This is a genomic window from Nocardia sp. NPDC058519 (genome assembly GCF_042719755.1).
Taxonomy (GTDB): domain Bacteria; phylum Actinomycetota; class Actinomycetes; order Mycobacteriales; family Mycobacteriaceae; genus Nocardia.
The window spans coordinates 112,143-128,292 of record NZ_JBHXNK010000024.1 but is presented as its reverse complement, the minus strand read 5'-3'; the positions used below and the strand labels follow the sequence as shown (position 1 = coordinate 128,292).

The window sequence follows — 16,150 nt, the reverse complement described above, 5'->3', positions numbered from 1 at the left end:
CGTTAGCCACCGGGGCTTGCTCCTTCGTCGCGTACGCCCCGGCGGCTAACCGGCGACCCGGCCGCGACCGGCCACTTTGTGGCCGCTGCTCCCTAGGGGTCGCAGGTGGGGGTTCGGAGTGCGGTCATGGCGGTTTCAGATCGCGGATTGCTATGCGGTATGGTTGGCGGGTTGTCTCGGCGAGGGTGAGTGCCCGTTTGGTGCGCACACCGTGATCGACGCGGCTCGGCTGAGTTGTTTGGGCCGTCCTCGTTCGTTCTTTCGTCCGACGAGTAGACCTTGACCCCGGAGTTGGGTCACCCATGACCAGCCGTAGGAGCGCATTCAGTATGTCCGACGCCAATCTGATCGAAGCCGCCGTCCGCACCGAATTCGGTAAGGGTGCCGCTCGCCGTACCCGTCGCGACGGCAACGTGCCCGCCGTGCTGTACGGCCACCACGCCGAGCCGCAGCACCTGTCGCTGAACGCCAAGGCGTTCGCCGCGATCCTGCGTCTGCACGGCACCAACGCCATCCTGAACCTGCAGATCGATGGCCAGCCGCAGCTGGCGATGACCAAGTCGGTCGTCGTCCACCCGATCCGTCGCTACATCGAGCACGCCGACCTGCTGATCGTCAAGCGTGGCGAGCGCGTCACCACCGACGTCAACGTCGTCGTCACCGGCGATGCCGTCTCCGGCGCCCTGATCACCCAGGAACTCAACAGCCTGTCGATCGAGGCCGACGCGATGAACCTGCCCGAGTCCATCGAGGTCTCGGTCGACGGCGTCGCGACCGGCACCCAGATCCTGGCCGGCGGCATCACGCTGCCCAAGGGCGTCACCCTGGCCGGTGACCCGGAAGCGCTGATCGTCAACGTGATCGAAGCGCCGTCCGCCTCGCAGATGGACGAAGAGGGCGAAGCCGCCGCCGAAGCCGCGACCGCGGAGGCCGCTCCCGAGTCCGAGTAAGACCGCGCACTACGATTCGGGCAATGACCGAATCTTCCGGGCCCGCGCTCGTAGTCGGACTGGGTAACCCCGGCCCCGAATACGAGCGCACCCGCCACAATGTGGGCTTCCTGGTCGCCGATGTGCTCGCCGAGCGCGTCGGCGGCCGTTTTTCCGTGCACAAGAAGTCCGGTGCCGACCTGCTCCAGGCGCGCCTGGACGGCCGTCAGATCCTCATCGCGAAGCCGCGCACCTACATGAACCTGTCCGGGCGGCCGGTCGCCGCGCTGGCGAAGTTCTTCTCGGTGCCGGTGGATCAGGTGATCGTGGTCCACGACGAGCTGGATCTGCCGTTCGGCACGCTCAAGCTCAAGCAGGGCGGCGGCGAAGGTGGACACAACGGATTGCGGTCGATCTCGCAGGCGCTGACCACCAAGGAGTACCTGCGGACCAGGATCGGGATCGGGCGTCCCCCCGGTCGGCAGGATCCGGCCGATTACGTGCTCAAGCCCTTCTCCGCGCCCGAGCGCAAAGAGGTCCCGGTGATCGTGGAGCAGGCCGCCGACGCGGTGGAGCTGCTGTTGAAGGTCGGGCTGGAAGCAGCCCAGAACAACCTGCATTAGATGTGTGGTAGTCCCAGACAGGTTTGACGCTGTGTTTATCGGCGCGCTGGGTTTATCGGCGCGCTGGCGCGCGCGTGTCCGCGGCCCCAAGGGGCCGCCGGTTAGCGCTCGAGACTCGCGCCTGCGGCGCATGCGCTTCGAGCGCTAACCGGCGACCCGGCCGCGGACCGGCCACTTCGTGGCCGTCCCTCCCTAGGGGTCGGGAGTGCGGTGGTTGGGTTGGGCGGGTTGTGGATGACGGGGACAGTCTGGGTGAACGGGGTGGGTTACCGCAGGTGCACCGCGGTGGCGGCGCGGCGGAGTTTGCCCGAGGAGGTCTTCGGGAGGGCTCCCGGTCCGAGGACGGCCACTGTGCGGGGGCGGGCGCCTACTTCGGTGAACACCTCGTGGACGATCTCCCGCTCGATGCGCTTCACCTCGTCGGAGTCCTGGTAGTCGTTGGATTCGACGACCACCGCGAAGCTCTCGCGTTTCTCGCCCGAGTCGAGGCGCACCGCCACCGCGTTGCCGGGGCGGACTCCCGGTACGCGCAGCGCGGCTCGTTCGATGTCGGTGGGGTAGATGTTGCGGCCGCCCATGATGATGACGTCCTTCATGCGCCCACAGACCACCATCAGGCCCGCTTCGGTGAAGTAGCCGATGTCACCGGTGTCGAGCCAGCCCTCGGCATCCTGGGCAGGGCGGAAACCGTCGACGGTGACATAGCCCGACGTGACCGCGGGACCACGCAATTCGATGACTCCGACGGACCGAACCGGCAGCGGCTGACGTTCGGCGTCGACGACGCGGCCTTCCAGGTCGTCGACGAGGTGCCCCAGCGTCGGCAGCCTGCGTGGGGTGCCGTGGTGGCCGTCCTCGGCGATCGGCACCGCCTTGCCGACGACCTCGAGCAGATCGGCGTCGATCACGTCGAGCACCTGCCCGTGGCCGGCGTCGGGGATCGACACGGCCAGGGTTGTCTCGGCCATGCCGTAGACCGGTGTGAGCGCCATCGGGTTGAGTCCGAACTGTTTTCCCGCCGCCGCGAGGGCGATCATGGTGTCGGGGTCGACCGGTTCGGCGCCGTTCCACATGTAGCGCACGCTCGACAGATCCATGGTGCCCGGCTCGGCCTGGCGCAGCCGCCGGGCCAGCAGGGAGTACGCGAAATTGGGTGCGGCGGTGACCGTTCCGCGGTACTTGTCGATCAGCTCGGCCCACAGCAGTGGGCGTGCCAGGAAGTCCAGCGGCGTTACGCACACCACCTCGGCGCCGAATTGCATAGGTACGCTAAGGAATCCGACCATGCCCATGTCGTGGAACAGCGGCAGCCAGCTGATCATCACGTCGTCGTCGAGCTGGAATTTGACGCGATTGAACATCGCGTACGCGTTGACGTAGAAGTTACCGTGGGTTATCCGCACCGCCTTGGGTGATCCGGTCGACCCAGAGGTCAACTGCTGCAACGCGATATCGTCCTCTGTGGTCGGCACCGGATCGGTATCGGTGCCGCTGTGCAGGTCCTCGATCCGCACCACAGTGATCCCGCGTTCCCGTAGCACCGGTTCGGCGGGCGCGAACGGCGCGCCGAGGACGACGGCTTTCGCGTCGATCATGCGCAGCACCGTTTCGGTGTCGCGCACCCAGACCTCGAGGTCGGTCCGCGGCGTCGGCTGATGCAACATCGTGATCGAAGCGCCACGCATCCAGATGCCCTGGCAGGCGGGCGCGATATCGACGGGCAGACCCGCCAGTACGCCGACAGCGTCTCCGTGCCCGATTCCGGCGGCCGCGAGAGCCCCCGCCATCCGCCTCGCCTGAGTGTGAATCTCCCCCCAGGTCTGCCGCAGCGGTGCCTCCGGCTCTCCGGTGACCAGCCCCTTCGAGCTGGTCAACGCTGTGCCAAACATTTCGTCGGTGAACCTGCTCAACGTCGGTCTCCCTTTACGCCAACGATCGGTTACGGCCGTGCTCTGCACTCCCAACAAAGAAATCCCGCCCCGCCCCGCGCGTGTTAACCCGGGCTGACACCAGCACCCCTGCTGTTGCGCCCTGGACAGCGAAGGTGGCTGCGTAGCGGTCTACGTATGGTCTACCCGATAGCAGGGCAATTTCCCGCATCAGCAGGTCCGTTGCCGCTCTGACCTGGGCGTGATGAACAGCGGTGGGATAGTGCCTAGCCGGGTGGACGGTGACGCGTACCTTGGTGAAACGCAACAGTTTCCGACCGCGAGGATTCATGCGATCGGTACCGTCCAGGACCACGGGCACCACCGGTGCCCCGGTGGCCATGGCAACGCGCAGCGCCCCGGTGCGACCACGATAGACCCTGCCATCCCGTGACCGTGTGCCCTCCGGGTGAATTGCCCAGGCGCCGCCGCCGTCGAGGATTCCGGTGGCCGCCGCGAGCGCGTCTGCTGCCGCGTCGCCACCGGTGCGGTCCACCGGCACCTGGCCCGCGGCGGTGAAGAACCAGCGCTTGCATCGCCCGCGGATTCCCGTCCCCGTGAAGTACTCCTGTTTCGCCAGGAAGGTGAGTGGCCGTGGGATCACCAGGGCCAGGTAGAGCGAGTCGATGAAGGCCAGGTGATTGGCCGCGATGATCACCGGGCCGGTGCGTGGAATGTGCTCCAGCCCCTCGACGTGCGGGCGCCCGAGCAGGCGAAGCGCCGGGCCGATGAGGACGTATTTGCACAACAGGTACCACATGGGCGGCCCTTCCGTAGACAGTGTCTACAGCACCCTAGTAGACACTGTCTACGCAGGCGACGGCGAATGCCGCCGACCCGGTGTGCAGAATTGCCGGTATGCCTGAGTCGTTGCGCGAGCGCCTGATCGACGCCGGTGTCGATCTGCTCGAAACCGAGGGCTTGGGCGCACTCGGGCTGCGTGCGATCGCACGGGCCGCCGGTGTCTCACACGGAGCGCCGCGGCGATGGTTTCCCACGCACGCGGCGCTGCTCGCGGCGATCGCGGCGCGCGGATTCGGGGAGCTGATCGCGCGGTTCGCCGACCTCGCCACGATCGAGGACCCGCGCGAACGGTTGCGCCGGATGGCGGTCGACTATGTGGATTTCGCGGTGTCGCGGCCCGAGATGTTCACGCTGATGTTTCGCCACGATCTGCTGGCCGGTTCCGGCGAGAACCTGCGGGCCACCACGCGGCCGCTGTACGGCCAGGTGGTCGAGCTGGTCGCGGCGGTGGTGCCCGAGTCGGCGCCGCAGCGCGCGCTGGCCCTGTGGACCAATGTGCACGGTCTGGCGACGATCGCCGTCAACCGGACGCTGGAAATCGTTGCCCCCGATCAGGACCCGCGAGTGCTCGCGGACCGGATCGTCGGTGAGCACCTCGCGGGGCTCAGCGGCTGAGCTCGGCCAGCGTCGTGACGAAGCGGTCGAGATCGTCCTGGCTGACGAAGTAGTGCGGGGACGCCCGCAGGACGGCGGGCAGGGTGCGTTCGGACATGTCGAGCAGGGTGGAGCCCGCGCGGCTGACGGTGACGGTGATCGCGTGCTCGGCGAGCCGGTCGCGCAACTGTTCGGGGTCGTGGCCGTCGACGGTGAACGAGACGATGCCGCTGTGCTCGGTGCCAAGGTCGCGCACGGTCACGCCGGGCAGTTCCGGCAGCGTCTTGCGCAGGTACCCGGCGCGGGTGGCGACGGCGGCGTACACCTCGTCGGTGCCCTGTTCGAGCAGGTAGTCGACGGCGGCGCCGAGGCCGAGGCGGGCGGCGACACCGCACTCCCAGAACTCGAAACGGGACGCGTCGTCGGCGAGGCGGTATTCGCCGGGGCTCACCCACGCGGCACTGTGCAGGTCGAGGCGGGCCGGCTCCATCGTCTGCGCCAATTCGGCACGGACGTAGAGGAATCCGGTGCCTCTGGGTCCGCGCAACCATTTGCGGCCGGTGGTCGACATGGCGTCGACCCCGAGTTCGGTGACGTTGATGGGCAGCTGCCCGGTCGACTGGCAGGCGTCGAGCAGCACCAGCGCACCGGCTTCGTGGGCGATCCTGGTGGCCTCGCCGACCGGGTTCACGAGGCCGCCGTTGGTCGGTGCGTGCTGCAGCGATACCAGTCGAACGCGCTCGTCGAGCATGTCGGCGAGCGCGTCGGTGTCGAGGCGTCCGGTGTCGTCGCTGGGAATGCGCTCGACCACGGCTCCGGTGTGCTTTGCGCGCTGTAGCGCGGCGATCGCGTTGCTGGCGTAGTCGGCGCCGGAGATCAGGATCCGGTCGCCGGGATTCAGCGGCACCGAGTAGGCGAAATCAGCCCATGACCGGGACGCACTGTCGCTGAGCGCGATGGTGTCGGCAGTGGCGCCGATGAGGGTGGCGATCGAGGTCTTCACCTGGGCGAGGTCGGCGAGGCGTTCGTTAGCCGCACGGTAGCCACCGATCTCGGCTTCGCGGTGTAAGTGGGCGATCGTCGTGTCGACGACGACCTTCGGCGGCAGTGACGATCCGGCGCTGTCGAGGAAGACCTGACCGTTGGCAAGTCCTGAGGTGGCGGCTCTGATCGCGGCGAGGTCAAGCATGGTGACGACGATAGCGCCCCGAGCCGTTCCCCTTTTCGTCACTTTTTCTGTCGGTGGTCCTCGCTACTCTGGAATGAGCGAAACGCAGGTTCCCCGGCAGCACGCAGCACGTGGAGGTTGGTATGGCGGTCACCCTGGAACGTTCGTCGTGGCCCGATTATGCCCCCGACCAGGGCGAACTGTCGTCCAGGGCGGCCGCGGAGGCCTATGTCGGCGGCGTCTGTTTCAAGCTCGGTCCACCTGCGCTGATCGGCGCCGAACTGGAGTGGCTCACCGCCGGACCCACCGGTTCGCGCCCCTCGCTCGACCAGCTGGCCGCGGCCCTCGGGCCGCACGCACCGACCTCCATCGCTCCCGCTTCGGCCGCGGTTCCCCTGCCCGGCGGGAGCCTGGTCACCGTCGAACCCGGTGGTCAGATAGAACTTTCCAGCGCACCGTTCGCCGATCCGGCCGCGCTGACGCAGCATCTGCGCGCTGATGCGGCCCGTTTGCGGGACCTGCTCGCCGCCCGGGAGATCAGCATTTTCGCCGCCGCCGCCGATGCGGGCCGTCCCGCCGAGCGACTGCTCCGGCTGCCGCGCTATACGGCGATGGAACGCCGTTTCGACAGCGTCGGCCCCTTCGGCACCCTGATGATGTGCAATACCGCCGCCACGCAGGTCAGCGTGGACGCCGGCGCCGATCCCGCCGAGATACGGGCGCGCTGGACCGCCCTCTACGCTCTCGGCCCCACCCTGATCGCGGCCTTCGCCTGCTCACCGCGCCTGCACGGCGTGCCACCCGGCGACTGGGCGTCTCAGCGCATGCGCACCTGGTTGCGCCTGGACCCCTCCCGCGCCAGACCCCCGGTGGCCGACTGGGCCGACCCGATCACCTCCTACGCGCACTGGGCGCTGGACGTGCCCCTGCTGTGCGTGCGCTGCACCGACGCGGACCCCGACTGGTCCCCACCCCCCGGCGCCACCTTCGCCGACTGGCTGTCCGGCGCCCTCGACGACGAAGTCGGCCGCCGCCCCACCCGTGCCGACCTGGACTACCACCTGACCACGCTGTTCCCCCCGGTCCGTCCGTCCGGTCACCTCGAGGTCCGCTACCTCGACACCCAGCCCGGCCAATCGTGGACCACCCCGATCCACCTGTTCGACGCCCTGCTGTCGACCCCGGCGGTAGTCGCCGAGGCAACCGCCATCGCCGCGCCCACCGCGGGGGAGTGGTTGACGTCCGCCCGTTGCGGATTACTCGACCCGCAATTGCGCCGCGCGGCCGTGGATGTGCTCGACCTGGCCACCGACCGTGCGCGAACACCCGCTGCGGCTGCGGAATTGGCCGCCGCGGCCCGCCGATGTAGGTCTGGTCGCAGCCCACTCGCCGAGGTCGACTCCGCACGCAGCGGCTCGTCGCGATGATCACGCCGTCGACCGTCCATCGCCGGCAAGCCAACACCTGTCGGTCCGAAGTCATTGTCGACCAGTCTGTTTCGGAGCTCTCGTGACCCTTTCCGCCCCCGCCGACCACAGCGACCGCGACCGGACACGCGCCCGGATCGCCGAGGTTCTCGCGCGTGCCCGCCGCCGCACCGCATTGCTCACCGACAGCGTGGACGAGGCCGATCTCGTCGCGCAGCATTCGCCGCTGATGTCGCCGCTGGTCTGGGATCTGGCGCATATCGGCAACCAGGAAGAGCTGTGGCTGGTGCGCGATGTCGGTGGCCGTGATGCGGTGCGTGCCGATATCGACGAGCTCTACGACGCGTTCAAGCACGCCAGGTCGAACCGGCCCGCGCTGCCGCTGCTCGATCCCGGGCAGGCGCGCGGCTACCTCGGTTCGGTGCGCGAAAAGGTCCTCGACGTCCTCGATTCCAGTGATCTGGCCGGTACTCCGCTGGTGGACAACGGGTTTGCCTTCGGCATGATCGCCCAGCACGAACAGCAGCACGACGAGACCATGCTGGCCACCCATCAATTGCGGATCGGCGCGCCGGTGCTCTCGGCCCCGCCCGCCCCTGTCGCGCAGGTGCCGGTCGGCGGCGAAATCGTCCTTCCCGCAGGCGAGTTCCTGATGGGTACCTCGGCCGATCCGTGGGCGCTGGACAACGAACGCCCCGCCCATCCGGTGCACGTCGACGGTTTCGCGATCGATGTCGCGCCGGTGACCAACGGGCAGTTCCTGGCCTTTCTCGACGACGGCGGCTACGACCGGCCCGAGCTGTGGTCGGAGCGCGGCTGGGCGCACCGCCAGGAGGCGGGTTTGGTCGCGCCGCAGTTCTGGCAGCGCGACGCTGACGGGTGGACGCGCACGGCATTCGGCGTCCGCACCCCGCTGCGGCTCGATCAGCCGGTCGTGCACGTGTGCTGGTTCGAGGCCGAGGCCTTCGCGCGCTGGGCAGGAAAGCGATTGCCGACCGAGGCCGAATGGGAGAAGGCGGCCCGCTTCGACCCGAGAACCGGTGCGTCGCGGCGCTATCCGTGGGGCGAGGACCAACCGGACGCGCACCTGGCCAACCTCGGCCAGCAGCACCTGGAGCCCGCCGAGGTCGGCGCCTACCCGGCAGGCGCGTCGGCCTCCGGCGTGCACCAGCTCATCGGCGACGTCTGGGAATGGTGCTCTTCGGGTTTCGAGGCATACCCGGGCTTCCGCGCGTTCCCCTACCGCGAGTACTCGGAGGTCTTCTTCGGCGGCGACTACCGCATCCTGCGCGGTGGCTCCTTCGGCACCGACGAGGTCGCCTGCCGCGCCACCTTCCGCAACTGGGACCACCCGATCCGCAGGCAGATCTTCGCCGGCTTCCGCCTCGCCAGGGACCTGCGCGAGGACGAACGCTGATGTGCAGACACCTCGGGTACGTCGGCCCACCGGTAGGGGTCGGCGAGCTGGTGATGCGCGGCCCGCACTCGCTCTACGCCCAGTCCTGGGCGCCTGCCGACATGCGCGCGGGCGGCACGATCAACGCCGACGGCTTCGGCGTCGCCTGGTGGCGGCGAGCCGATATCGGCGTCGACGCTCCCCGCGACACGGTCACCCGCTACCGCAACCAGGCCCCGATCTGGACCGACCCCGCTGTCGCCGAAGTCCTCGGTCAGCTCGAATCCCGCTCGGTGATCGCCGCCGTCCGCTCGGCCACTGTCGGCATGCCGTTGGAGCGGTCCGCCTGCGCCCCCTTCACCGACGAACACTGGGCCTTCAGCCACAACGGCGTCATCCCGAACTGGCGGACGACCCTCGTTTCCGTGCTCGCCGACCTGAACGAAATATTCGCCGCCGCACCGCAGGACGTGGATCCGGCCGCAGTCGCGGCATCGGCGGCGGAATACTCTTCACCCGCATCACTGTTCAGCTCGCCCGCAGTGCTGTTGCAGGCTGAGGCACTCACCGACTCCGCCGCATTGTGGGTGTTGCTGCGAGGCCTACTCCGGGCGATCACTCCCACGGGCCCGATCACGTCTCCGGCTGAGGCCGTCCAACTGCTGGTCGCGCTCGTCCTGCGCCATCAGCCGAACGCCCGGCTGAACCTGTTGCTCGGCAACGGAGTTCAGCTGTGGGCCACCACCTGCTGGCACGCGCTGTCGGTGCTCGTGGCGGACGACTACACAGTGCTGTCCTCCGAACCCTACGACGCCGACCCACGCTGGCAACCCATCGCCGACCGCCAGGTGGTCGCCGCTACGCCCGGCCACTGCACCATCACCGATCTCGAACTCCCCGCCACCGAAAGGGTCCGTTCATGACCGCGCCGCTGCTGGACATCCACCTCACCGACGACGATCTCACCGCGGCCTTGCGCACCGACGCCCGCACCGGTCTTACCGCCGATCCGAAGTCCTTGCCGCCCAAGTGGTTCTACGACGCGCGCGGCAGCGAGCTCTTCGAGCAGATCACCGAACTCCCCGAGTACTACCCGACCCGCACCGAGCGAGCCCTGCTCGAGCGGGTCGTCGGCGAGATCGCCGCGGCGGCCCACGCCGAGGTGCTGGTGGAGCTCGGCTCGGGCTCGGCCGCGAAGACCCGGCTCCTGCTGGACGCCCTCACCGCCGAAGGCTCGCTGAAAACCTATGTTCCGCAGGATGTCTCGGCATCGGCACTGCGCGGTGCGGCCGACGAGATCGCGGCCGAGTACCCGAACCTGTCCGTGCACGGAGTGGTCAGCGACTTCACCGACACCCTGCACAACCTGCCCCGCGGCGGCCGGCGCATGATCGCCTTCCTCGGCGGCACCATCGGCAACCTGGTTCCCGCCGAGCGCGCCGAATTCCTGGCAGGGATCAACGAGGTCCTCGAACCCGGCGAACTGCTCCTGCTCGGCGCGGGCCTGGTGATCGACCCCGCGATCCTGGTCCCCGCCTACGACGACGCCGCGGGCGTCACCGCGGAATTCAACCGCAACGTCCTGCACGTCCTCAACAACCGGCTCGACGCCGATTTCGCCCCCGAGAAATTCGAACACGTCGCCATCTGGGACGCCGACAACGAATGGATCGAAATGCGCCTGCGCGCCACGGAGGCGATGACGGCCACCGTCGCCGGGCTGGACCTGACCGTCGACTTCGCGGCGGGCGAGGAAATGCGCACCGAGATCTCCGCCAAATTCCGCCCCGAATCCCTCGCCGCCGAACTCGACGCAGCGGGCTTCACCCCCGCCCACACCTGGACCGACCCCGACAACCGCTTCATCCTGGCCCTGGCCGAACGCCGCTGATCAGGTGATTCGCCGGCGACGGCGTTGCGCGGCGGGGGCTAGAGGTCGAGTTCGTCGGCGAGGTATTCGCCGCTGGTGAGGTTCTCGTCGCCCTCGAGGTCCTTTTCGAGGCCCTCTTCGCCGTTGACGGCGTCGTCGTCGAAGAGGGCGCCGTCGATATCGTCCTCGCCGCGTACTCGCACCGCGGCCTCCTCGGCGGGGCGTTCGTCTTCTTCGGCCGCCTCGCGGCGGGCGCCGCCCTCGGTATTTTCCTCGGAGACTTCCTCTGTGATGCCGAGGAAGCCGTCGGCGTCGGCCTCGTGGTTGCGGATCACGTAGTCCGCGGGTGGGTCCTCCACATAGCGCTCGTATTCGACGATGTCGTCGGCTTGATCGTCGTCGCCCATGTCCATGTCCAACGGTTCACGGCTCATGGTTTCCAGTATCGGCCTCCGAGGGCCGTGACGTCACGAGCCACGCGCGGGCCGTCGGTTACCGCTTACGGGCGCCTGCCGCTCGTATCTTCCGGGACGCCCTCGAGGACGGCGGCAAACCATTCGACGAGCGGCCGCAGGTCGTTCCAGGCGCGGCGGATCTCGGTGGCCGCGGCCGGGGTGGTGAGCCAGTCCGGGGCGCCGAACTCGCGGTGCACGGTCAGCGACTTGTGGCGCAGCAGGTCGATGCGTGGATGGTCGGCGGCATAGCCTCGCGGCTTGGTTTTGAGCTTGTCGCCGCCGAGGGTGAAACCGGCCGCCGTCGTCGCGGCCAGGATCTTCTCGAGTTCCGCGCCGCGCACCTCGTCGTCGATCGTGGCCCGCAGGACGGCCAAGGCCGTGGGCGAGGGCCGGAAGCAGCCACCCGCGATGAACAACCCCGCCGCCCCGATCTGCACATACCAGCCGACGCCGGGCGACACCCCCGCCACCGCACCCTGGTGCGTCTTGTAGGGCAGCTTGTCGGCCGAGAATCGGACGTCACGGTAGGGCCGAAAGATCTTGGCCTGTCCGAATTCCGCCGCTAGTTCGCCGGCGAGCGCGGTCATCGGAGCCCGCACGGCTTCGTCGTAGATGTGTTTGTGCGCGTTCCAGAAGGCCTTCGAGTTGTCGGCCTCCAGATCTTCGTAGAAGTCGAGGCCGGTGAGCGGGAATCCGGTGAAAGCATCCATCGGTGCTGCGCTTCTCCGTTCTGTTCGGCGGTCGGGCTACCGCTACCAGTATCGCGCGTCGCGGCTCAGAGGCCGCCGAGCAGCGCCACGAACACGATGACCAGCAGCGCGGCCAGCGCCGCTATCGCACCGTTGACGATCGCCGCCCACTTGCCCATTTCCTCGCCCTTGGCATGCCCGACCAGCCCGAGCACGATCCCCGTCGGCGCGGTGATCAGCACCGGCAGCCCACACAGCGCCAACCCGCCGAACACCGAAGCGGCGGCACAGCAGAAACTGAAGATCGACCACAGCGGCGTGTTGTCCTGGTACCCATAACCCGGCTGGGGCGGAAACGGCTGATACGGCGCAGCGCCGTACGGTGCCCGGACCGGCGCGGGATAGCCCGGCACCGGATTGCCGGAAACGGGATATCCAGCGGCGGGATAACCAGGAGCGGGATAACCCGGCGCAGGCGGCGGTGGTGGTGGATACGGCGGCATCTCGACAGCCGGACCCGGATTCGCGATCCCACCCCATGGCTCCCCACCCGACGGATCAGACACCTCCGGCGCGTCCTGCACCCGCGGCACAACCTGATCCTTACCGAGTTCGACCCGTCGCTCCGGCCCAGTCCCCATACCGCCCCCTCACATCGATCTGCCCCATGCCTACCACGCAATTCCCCCACGCACCACAAACGGCCCCCGGCGAATGCCAGAGGGCCGTAGGTGAACTCGAAACTACGCGTTGCCGTTGAACAGGCCGGTTACCGAGCCGTTTTCGAAGACCTCGCGAATGGTGCGGGCCAGCAGCGGGGCGATCGACAGCACGGTCAGCGTCGGGAACTTCTTCTCCTCGCTGATCGGCAGGGTGTTGGTGATGACGACTTCCCTGGCACCACAGCTGGCGAGGCGCTCGGCGGCCGGATCGCTGAGCACACCGTGGGTGGCCGCGATGATGACGTCGCCCGCGCCCGCTTCCTTGAGCACCTTCACCGCACCGGCGATGGTGCCACCGGTGTCGATCATGTCGTCGATCAGCACGCAGGTGCGGCCTTCGACGTCACCGACGACGCGGTTGGACTTCACCTGGTTGGGCACCAGCGGGTCGCGGGTCTTGTGGATGAACGCCAGCGGCGTGCCACCGAGCGCGTCGGCCCACTTCTCGGCGACCTTCACGCGGCCCGCGTCGGGGGAGACGACCGCGAGGTTGTCCGACGGGTAGTTGGTGCGGATGTAGTCCGATAGCTGCACCAGCGCGTGCATGTGATCGACGGGGCCGTCGAAGAAGCCCTGGATCTGGTCGGTGTGTAGGTCGACGCTGATGATGCGGTCGGCGCCCGCGGTCTTGAGCAGGTCGGCGACCAGACGGGCCGAGATCGGCTCGCGGCCGCGGTGCTTCTTGTCCTGGCGCGCGTACGGGTAGAACGGCAGTACCGCGGTGATCCGCTTGGCCGAACCGCGCTTGAGCGCGTCGATCATGATGAGCTGTTCCATCAGCCACTGGTTCAGCGGGGCGGGGAAGCTCTGCAGCACGAAGGCGTCGGAACCGCGGACCGACTCCTCGAAGCGGACGAAGATCTCACCGTTGGCGAAGTCGCGCGCGGTCTGCGGGGTGATGTCGACGTCGAGTTCCTTGGCGACCTGCTCGGCCAGCTCAGGATGTGACCGGCCGGCGAAGAGCATCAAGTTCTTCTGGTTGTCGATCGAGAACGCGGTCACTGCTGGTTGCCATCCTTTTGCTCGATTGTCTTCGAAGACGTCTCGTCTGCCGCGATGGCTTCCGCCGCCGCGCGCGCCGCAGCGGTTCCTGGACGGTAGCGCTGCACCCAGTTTTCAATAGTGCGCTGTGGCCCACCCGACACAGCAAGTGCACCCGGTGGAACGCTTCTGCGCAGTACAGTACCCGCACCCGTATAGGCCCCGTCACCCACCGTTACCGGTGCGATAAACATGGTGTCGCTCCCTGTTCGCACATGGGAACCAACCACGGTGTGGTGCTTGTTCACTCCGTCATAGTTCACAAAAACACTGGAAGCGCCGATGTTGCTGTACTCGCCGATCGTCGCGTCGCCGACGTAGGTCAGGTGCGGCACCTTCGAGTGCGCGCCGATCGAGGCGTTCTTGGTCTCGACGAACGCGCCGAGCTTGCCTTCCTCGCCGACGACCGTGCCCGGCCGCAGATAACTGAACGGCCCGATGGACGCGCCGTCGCCGATCTGGGCGTGTGTCCCGTGCGTTCGGACCACACTCGCGCCGACCCCGACGAGCACGTCGGTGAGCGTGGTGTCGGGTCCGATCTCGGCGTCCTCGCCGATGTCAGTGCTGCCGAAGAGCTGGGTGCCCGGCCGCAGCACGGCGTCGCGGCCGATGCGCACGCTCGCGTCGATCCAGGTCGTCGCGGGGTCGATGATGGTGACGCCCGCGCGCATGTGGCGCTCGAGAATGTAGCGATTGAGGGTGGCGCCCGCCTGGGACAGCTGCACCCGGTCGTTCACGCCGGTGACCTTGTTCGAGTCGATCAGCCGCGCGCCGTGCACGGGATGACCGGCCTCGCGGGCCAGCCGCAGCACATCGGTGAGGTAGAGCTCGTGCTGGGCGTTGGCGGTGGACAGCCGCCCGATCATGGTGCGCAGCACCGACGCGTCGAACGCGTAGACGCCGGAGTTGACCTCTTTGATCTTGGCCTGCGTCGGCGTGGCGTCGGCGTGCTCCACGATCTCGGCGACCTGACCGTCGTCGTCGCGCACGATCCGGCCGTAGCCGTTGGCGTCGTCGGGCACGAAGGTAAGGACCGTCACGGCGGGCCGCTCGGCGTAGCTGCGGTGCTCGTCGAGCAGCGCGGAGAGAGTGTGCCCGTCGAGCAGCGGCACATCGGCCGAAGTGACGAGAAGGTCGCCGTCGAAGTCCGCCGGGATCGAACCCAGTGCGCACTGCACCGCGTGACCGGTTCCGAGCTGCTGCTCCTGCACGGCGCACACGATCTCGCGGCCGAGTTCCTTACCCACGTCCGCGACGGCGGCTCCGACCTTCTCGCGGTCGTGTCCGACAACGGTGATCAGGTGGGTCGGATCGATCTCGACGGCGGCGTGCAGCGCGTGCGAGAGCATCGATCGGCCCGCCAACGGGTGCAGCACTTTCGGAGTCTTCGACCGCATTCGCGTCCCAGCACCTGCTGCGAGAACGACGACGGCGGTCTGCGGTGGCATGGATCTCCCTCGGCTGCCTGTCAGCGAGTGTGCTGTGGCGGGTTCGGTCGGTAGATGGTGCGGGCCGACGATACGTCACTGTGTGTCCGTGTGCTCCGCCGCCAGGACTCGAACCTGAACTATCTGAACCAAAATCAGAGGTGCTGCCATTACACTACGGCGGATCGCCACACCAGTGGGCCGTGCGGGCCCACCACTGTGCTACGGCACGGCATGATCCTCGCACACGATCCCGTCCTCGAGCGAATCTTGTCCACGCCTGTCGTGCCCGAGGTCGGATGGCGTTGTTAGCCTTCTGGAACGCACGTACTGATTTCTCGTGAGTCGAAAAACGCGGAGAGGCGGGGGCACGCATGTCTTCCAGTGAGCCGGGTCGCACTACCAGGCCCAGGATGACCGGTACGCAGCGCAGGCAGCAGTTGATCGAGATCGGTCGCGCGTTGTTCGCGGAGCGGGGGTACGACGCGACATCGATCGAGGAGATCGCGCAGCGCGCGCAGGTGTCCAAGCCGGTCGTCTACGAGCACTTCGGCGGCAAGGAAGGCCTCTACGCGGTGGTCGTCGATCGCGAGATGTCGATGCTGCTGGAGATGGTCACCTCCTCGCTCACCCGCAATCGCTCGCGGGTGCGATTAGAGCAGGTCGCGCTGGCCTTGCTCACCTACATCGAGGAACGGACCGACGGATTCCGGATCCTGGTCCGCGACCAGCCGGCGGCCAGCTCCGACGGTCGCTACTCGAGTCTGCTCAACGAGGCCGTCAACCAGGTCGCGCATCTGCTCGCCGGTGATTTCGGCCGTCGTGATCTCGATACCAGCCTCGCCCCGCTCTACGCCCAAGCCCTGGTCGGCATGGTGTCGACCACCGCCACCTGGTGGCTCGACGAGCGCACTCCGCCCAAAGAGGTGGTGGCCGCGCACCTGGTCAACCTGTGCTGGAACGGTTTGAGTCATTTGGAAGCCGAACCGGGGCTCAGCTCCGAATGGAATACGGGGACTACGCCGACAATCGGCGGGGTAACCGGACGTTAGCGCACGCAGGGTGGACCGAATCCAT

At 67.9% G+C, this 16,150-nt stretch carries 16 protein-coding genes and 1 tRNA gene; 8 read left to right on the top strand and 9 right to left on the bottom strand.

The window, feature by feature from the left end; translation table 11 throughout:
* Nucleotides 1–329 precede the first annotated feature (329 nt).
* Complete coding sequence (locus tag ACFWPK_RS24915; RefSeq protein WP_378919582.1) at nt 330–950, top strand: 50S ribosomal protein L25/general stress protein Ctc; 621 nt, start codon at nt 330–332, stop codon at nt 948–950.
* A 23-nt stretch (nt 951–973) separates the two neighbouring features.
* Nucleotides 974–1,552 (top strand): aminoacyl-tRNA hydrolase, encoded by a 579-nt coding sequence (gene pth / locus ACFWPK_RS24910; RefSeq protein ID WP_378919580.1) that lies wholly within the window; start codon nt 974–976, stop codon nt 1,550–1,552.
* Between the two features lie 266 nt (nt 1,553–1,818).
* Here pth and ACFWPK_RS24905 read toward each other — a convergent pair whose 3' ends face one another.
* On the bottom strand, nt 1,819–3,462 hold the full coding sequence (locus tag ACFWPK_RS24905) for a fatty acyl-AMP ligase (protein WP_378919578.1): 1,644 nt from the start codon (nt 3,460–3,462) through the stop codon (nt 1,819–1,821).
* A 13-nt stretch (nt 3,463–3,475) separates the two neighbouring features.
* On the bottom strand, nt 3,476–4,240 hold the full coding sequence (locus ACFWPK_RS24900) for a lysophospholipid acyltransferase family protein (protein ID WP_378919576.1): 765 nt from the start codon (nt 4,238–4,240) through the stop codon (nt 3,476–3,478).
* Between the two features lie 98 nt (nt 4,241–4,338).
* On the opposite strand from ACFWPK_RS24900, the gene ACFWPK_RS24895 reads away from it, so the two are divergent.
* Nucleotides 4,339–4,899, top strand: coding sequence for a TetR/AcrR family transcriptional regulator (locus ACFWPK_RS24895; protein ID WP_378919574.1), 561 nt, complete (start codon nt 4,339–4,341; stop codon nt 4,897–4,899).
* On the opposite strand, the gene ACFWPK_RS24890 is transcribed toward ACFWPK_RS24895, so the two are convergent.
* On the bottom strand, nt 4,889–6,067 hold the full coding sequence (locus ACFWPK_RS24890) for an aminotransferase class V-fold PLP-dependent enzyme (protein ID WP_378919572.1): 1,179 nt from the start codon (nt 6,065–6,067) through the stop codon (nt 4,889–4,891). The genes ACFWPK_RS24895 and ACFWPK_RS24890 overlap by 11 nt on opposite strands.
* 122 nt (nt 6,068–6,189) lie before the next feature.
* Here ACFWPK_RS24890 and egtA point away from each other — a divergent pair, with 122 nt between their 5' ends.
* From egtA to egtD, 4 genes are all read left to right on the top strand, one after another.
* Nucleotides 6,190–7,473, top strand: coding sequence for an ergothioneine biosynthesis glutamate--cysteine ligase EgtA (egtA, locus tag ACFWPK_RS24885; RefSeq protein WP_378919570.1), 1,284 nt, complete (start codon nt 6,190–6,192; stop codon nt 7,471–7,473).
* An 82-nt stretch (nt 7,474–7,555) separates the two neighbouring features.
* Nucleotides 7,556–8,890: an ergothioneine biosynthesis protein EgtB gene (egtB, locus tag ACFWPK_RS24880; protein ID WP_378919568.1), complete on the top strand. Its 1,335-nt coding sequence runs from the start codon at nt 7,556–7,558 to the stop codon at nt 8,888–8,890.
* Nucleotides 8,890–9,792 carry a class II glutamine amidotransferase gene (locus ACFWPK_RS24875; protein ID WP_378919566.1) on the top strand — a complete coding sequence of 301 codons (903 nt, stop codon included), beginning with the start codon at nt 8,890–8,892 and terminating at the stop codon, nt 9,790–9,792. Before egtB ends, ACFWPK_RS24875 begins: the two co-directional genes overlap by 1 nt.
* The gene (gene egtD / locus ACFWPK_RS24870; protein WP_378919564.1) at nt 9,789–10,760 is read left to right on the top strand and encodes an L-histidine N(alpha)-methyltransferase; all 972 of its coding nucleotides are present in this window, start codon (nt 9,789–9,791) and stop codon (nt 10,758–10,760) included. The genes ACFWPK_RS24875 and egtD overlap by 4 nt, the downstream gene beginning before the upstream one ends.
* A gap of 38 nt (nt 10,761–10,798) precedes the next feature.
* On the opposite strand, the gene ACFWPK_RS24865 is transcribed toward egtD, so the two are convergent.
* From ACFWPK_RS24865 to ACFWPK_RS24840, 6 genes are all read right to left on the bottom strand, one after another.
* A complete protein-coding gene (locus tag ACFWPK_RS24865) occupies nt 10,799–11,173 on the bottom strand; it encodes a hypothetical protein (protein ID WP_378919562.1) in 375 nt (124 codons plus the stop codon).
* A gap of 65 nt (nt 11,174–11,238) precedes the next feature.
* Nucleotides 11,239–11,904 (bottom strand): DUF2461 domain-containing protein, encoded by a 666-nt coding sequence (locus ACFWPK_RS24860; protein ID WP_378919560.1) that lies wholly within the window; start codon nt 11,902–11,904, stop codon nt 11,239–11,241.
* Nucleotides 11,905–11,969: 65 nt separating this feature from the next.
* Complete coding sequence (locus ACFWPK_RS24855; RefSeq protein WP_378919558.1) at nt 11,970–12,524, bottom strand: hypothetical protein; 555 nt, start codon at nt 12,522–12,524, stop codon at nt 11,970–11,972.
* A 102-nt stretch (nt 12,525–12,626) separates the two neighbouring features.
* The gene (locus ACFWPK_RS24850) at nt 12,627–13,607 is read right to left on the bottom strand and encodes a ribose-phosphate diphosphokinase (RefSeq protein WP_378919556.1); all 981 of its coding nucleotides are present in this window, start codon (nt 13,605–13,607) and stop codon (nt 12,627–12,629) included.
* Entirely contained in the window at nt 13,604–15,094 is a 1,491-nt protein-coding gene (glmU, locus tag ACFWPK_RS24845) for a bifunctional UDP-N-acetylglucosamine diphosphorylase/glucosamine-1-phosphate N-acetyltransferase GlmU (protein WP_378919554.1), read from the bottom strand. Before glmU ends, ACFWPK_RS24850 begins: the two co-directional genes overlap by 4 nt.
* Before the next feature lie 93 nt (nt 15,095–15,187).
* A tRNA-Gln gene (locus ACFWPK_RS24840) sits at nt 15,188–15,258 on the bottom strand.
* 228 nt (nt 15,259–15,486) lie between these two features.
* On the opposite strand from ACFWPK_RS24840, the gene ACFWPK_RS24835 reads away from it, so the two are divergent.
* Nucleotides 15,487–16,125, top strand: coding sequence for a TetR/AcrR family transcriptional regulator (locus ACFWPK_RS24835; RefSeq protein ID WP_378919552.1), 639 nt, complete (start codon nt 15,487–15,489; stop codon nt 16,123–16,125).
* Nucleotides 16,126–16,150 lie beyond the last annotated feature (25 nt).

Coding starts and splice junctions, on each gene's coding strand:
- ACFWPK_RS24875 (WP_378919566.1), top strand. CDS start 8,890: ATGTGCAGACACCTCGGGTACGTCGGCCCACCGGTAGGGGTCGGCGAG.
- ACFWPK_RS24900 (WP_378919576.1), bottom strand. CDS start 4,240: ATGTGGTACCTGTTGTGCAAATACGTCCTCATCGGCCCGGCGCTTCGC.
- glmU (WP_378919554.1), bottom strand. CDS start 15,094: ATGCCACCGCAGACCGCCGTCGTCGTTCTCGCAGCAGGTGCTGGGACG.
- ACFWPK_RS24860 (WP_378919560.1), bottom strand. CDS start 11,904: ATGGATGCTTTCACCGGATTCCCGCTCACCGGCCTCGACTTCTACGAA.
- ACFWPK_RS24915 (WP_378919582.1), top strand. CDS start 330: ATGTCCGACGCCAATCTGATCGAAGCCGCCGTCCGCACCGAATTCGGT.
- pth (WP_378919580.1), top strand. CDS start 974: ATGACCGAATCTTCCGGGCCCGCGCTCGTAGTCGGACTGGGTAACCCC.
- ACFWPK_RS24865 (WP_378919562.1), bottom strand. CDS start 11,173: ATGAGCCGTGAACCGTTGGACATGGACATGGGCGACGACGATCAAGCC.
- egtA (WP_378919570.1), top strand. CDS start 6,190: ATGGCGGTCACCCTGGAACGTTCGTCGTGGCCCGATTATGCCCCCGAC.
- ACFWPK_RS24835 (WP_378919552.1), top strand. CDS start 15,487: ATGACCGGTACGCAGCGCAGGCAGCAGTTGATCGAGATCGGTCGCGCG.
- ACFWPK_RS24895 (WP_378919574.1), top strand. CDS start 4,339: ATGCCTGAGTCGTTGCGCGAGCGCCTGATCGACGCCGGTGTCGATCTG.
- ACFWPK_RS24890 (WP_378919572.1), bottom strand. CDS start 6,067: ATGCTTGACCTCGCCGCGATCAGAGCCGCCACCTCAGGACTTGCCAAC.
- egtD (WP_378919564.1), top strand. CDS start 9,789: ATGACCGCGCCGCTGCTGGACATCCACCTCACCGACGACGATCTCACC.
- ACFWPK_RS24855 (WP_378919558.1), bottom strand. CDS start 12,524: ATGGGGACTGGGCCGGAGCGACGGGTCGAACTCGGTAAGGATCAGGTT.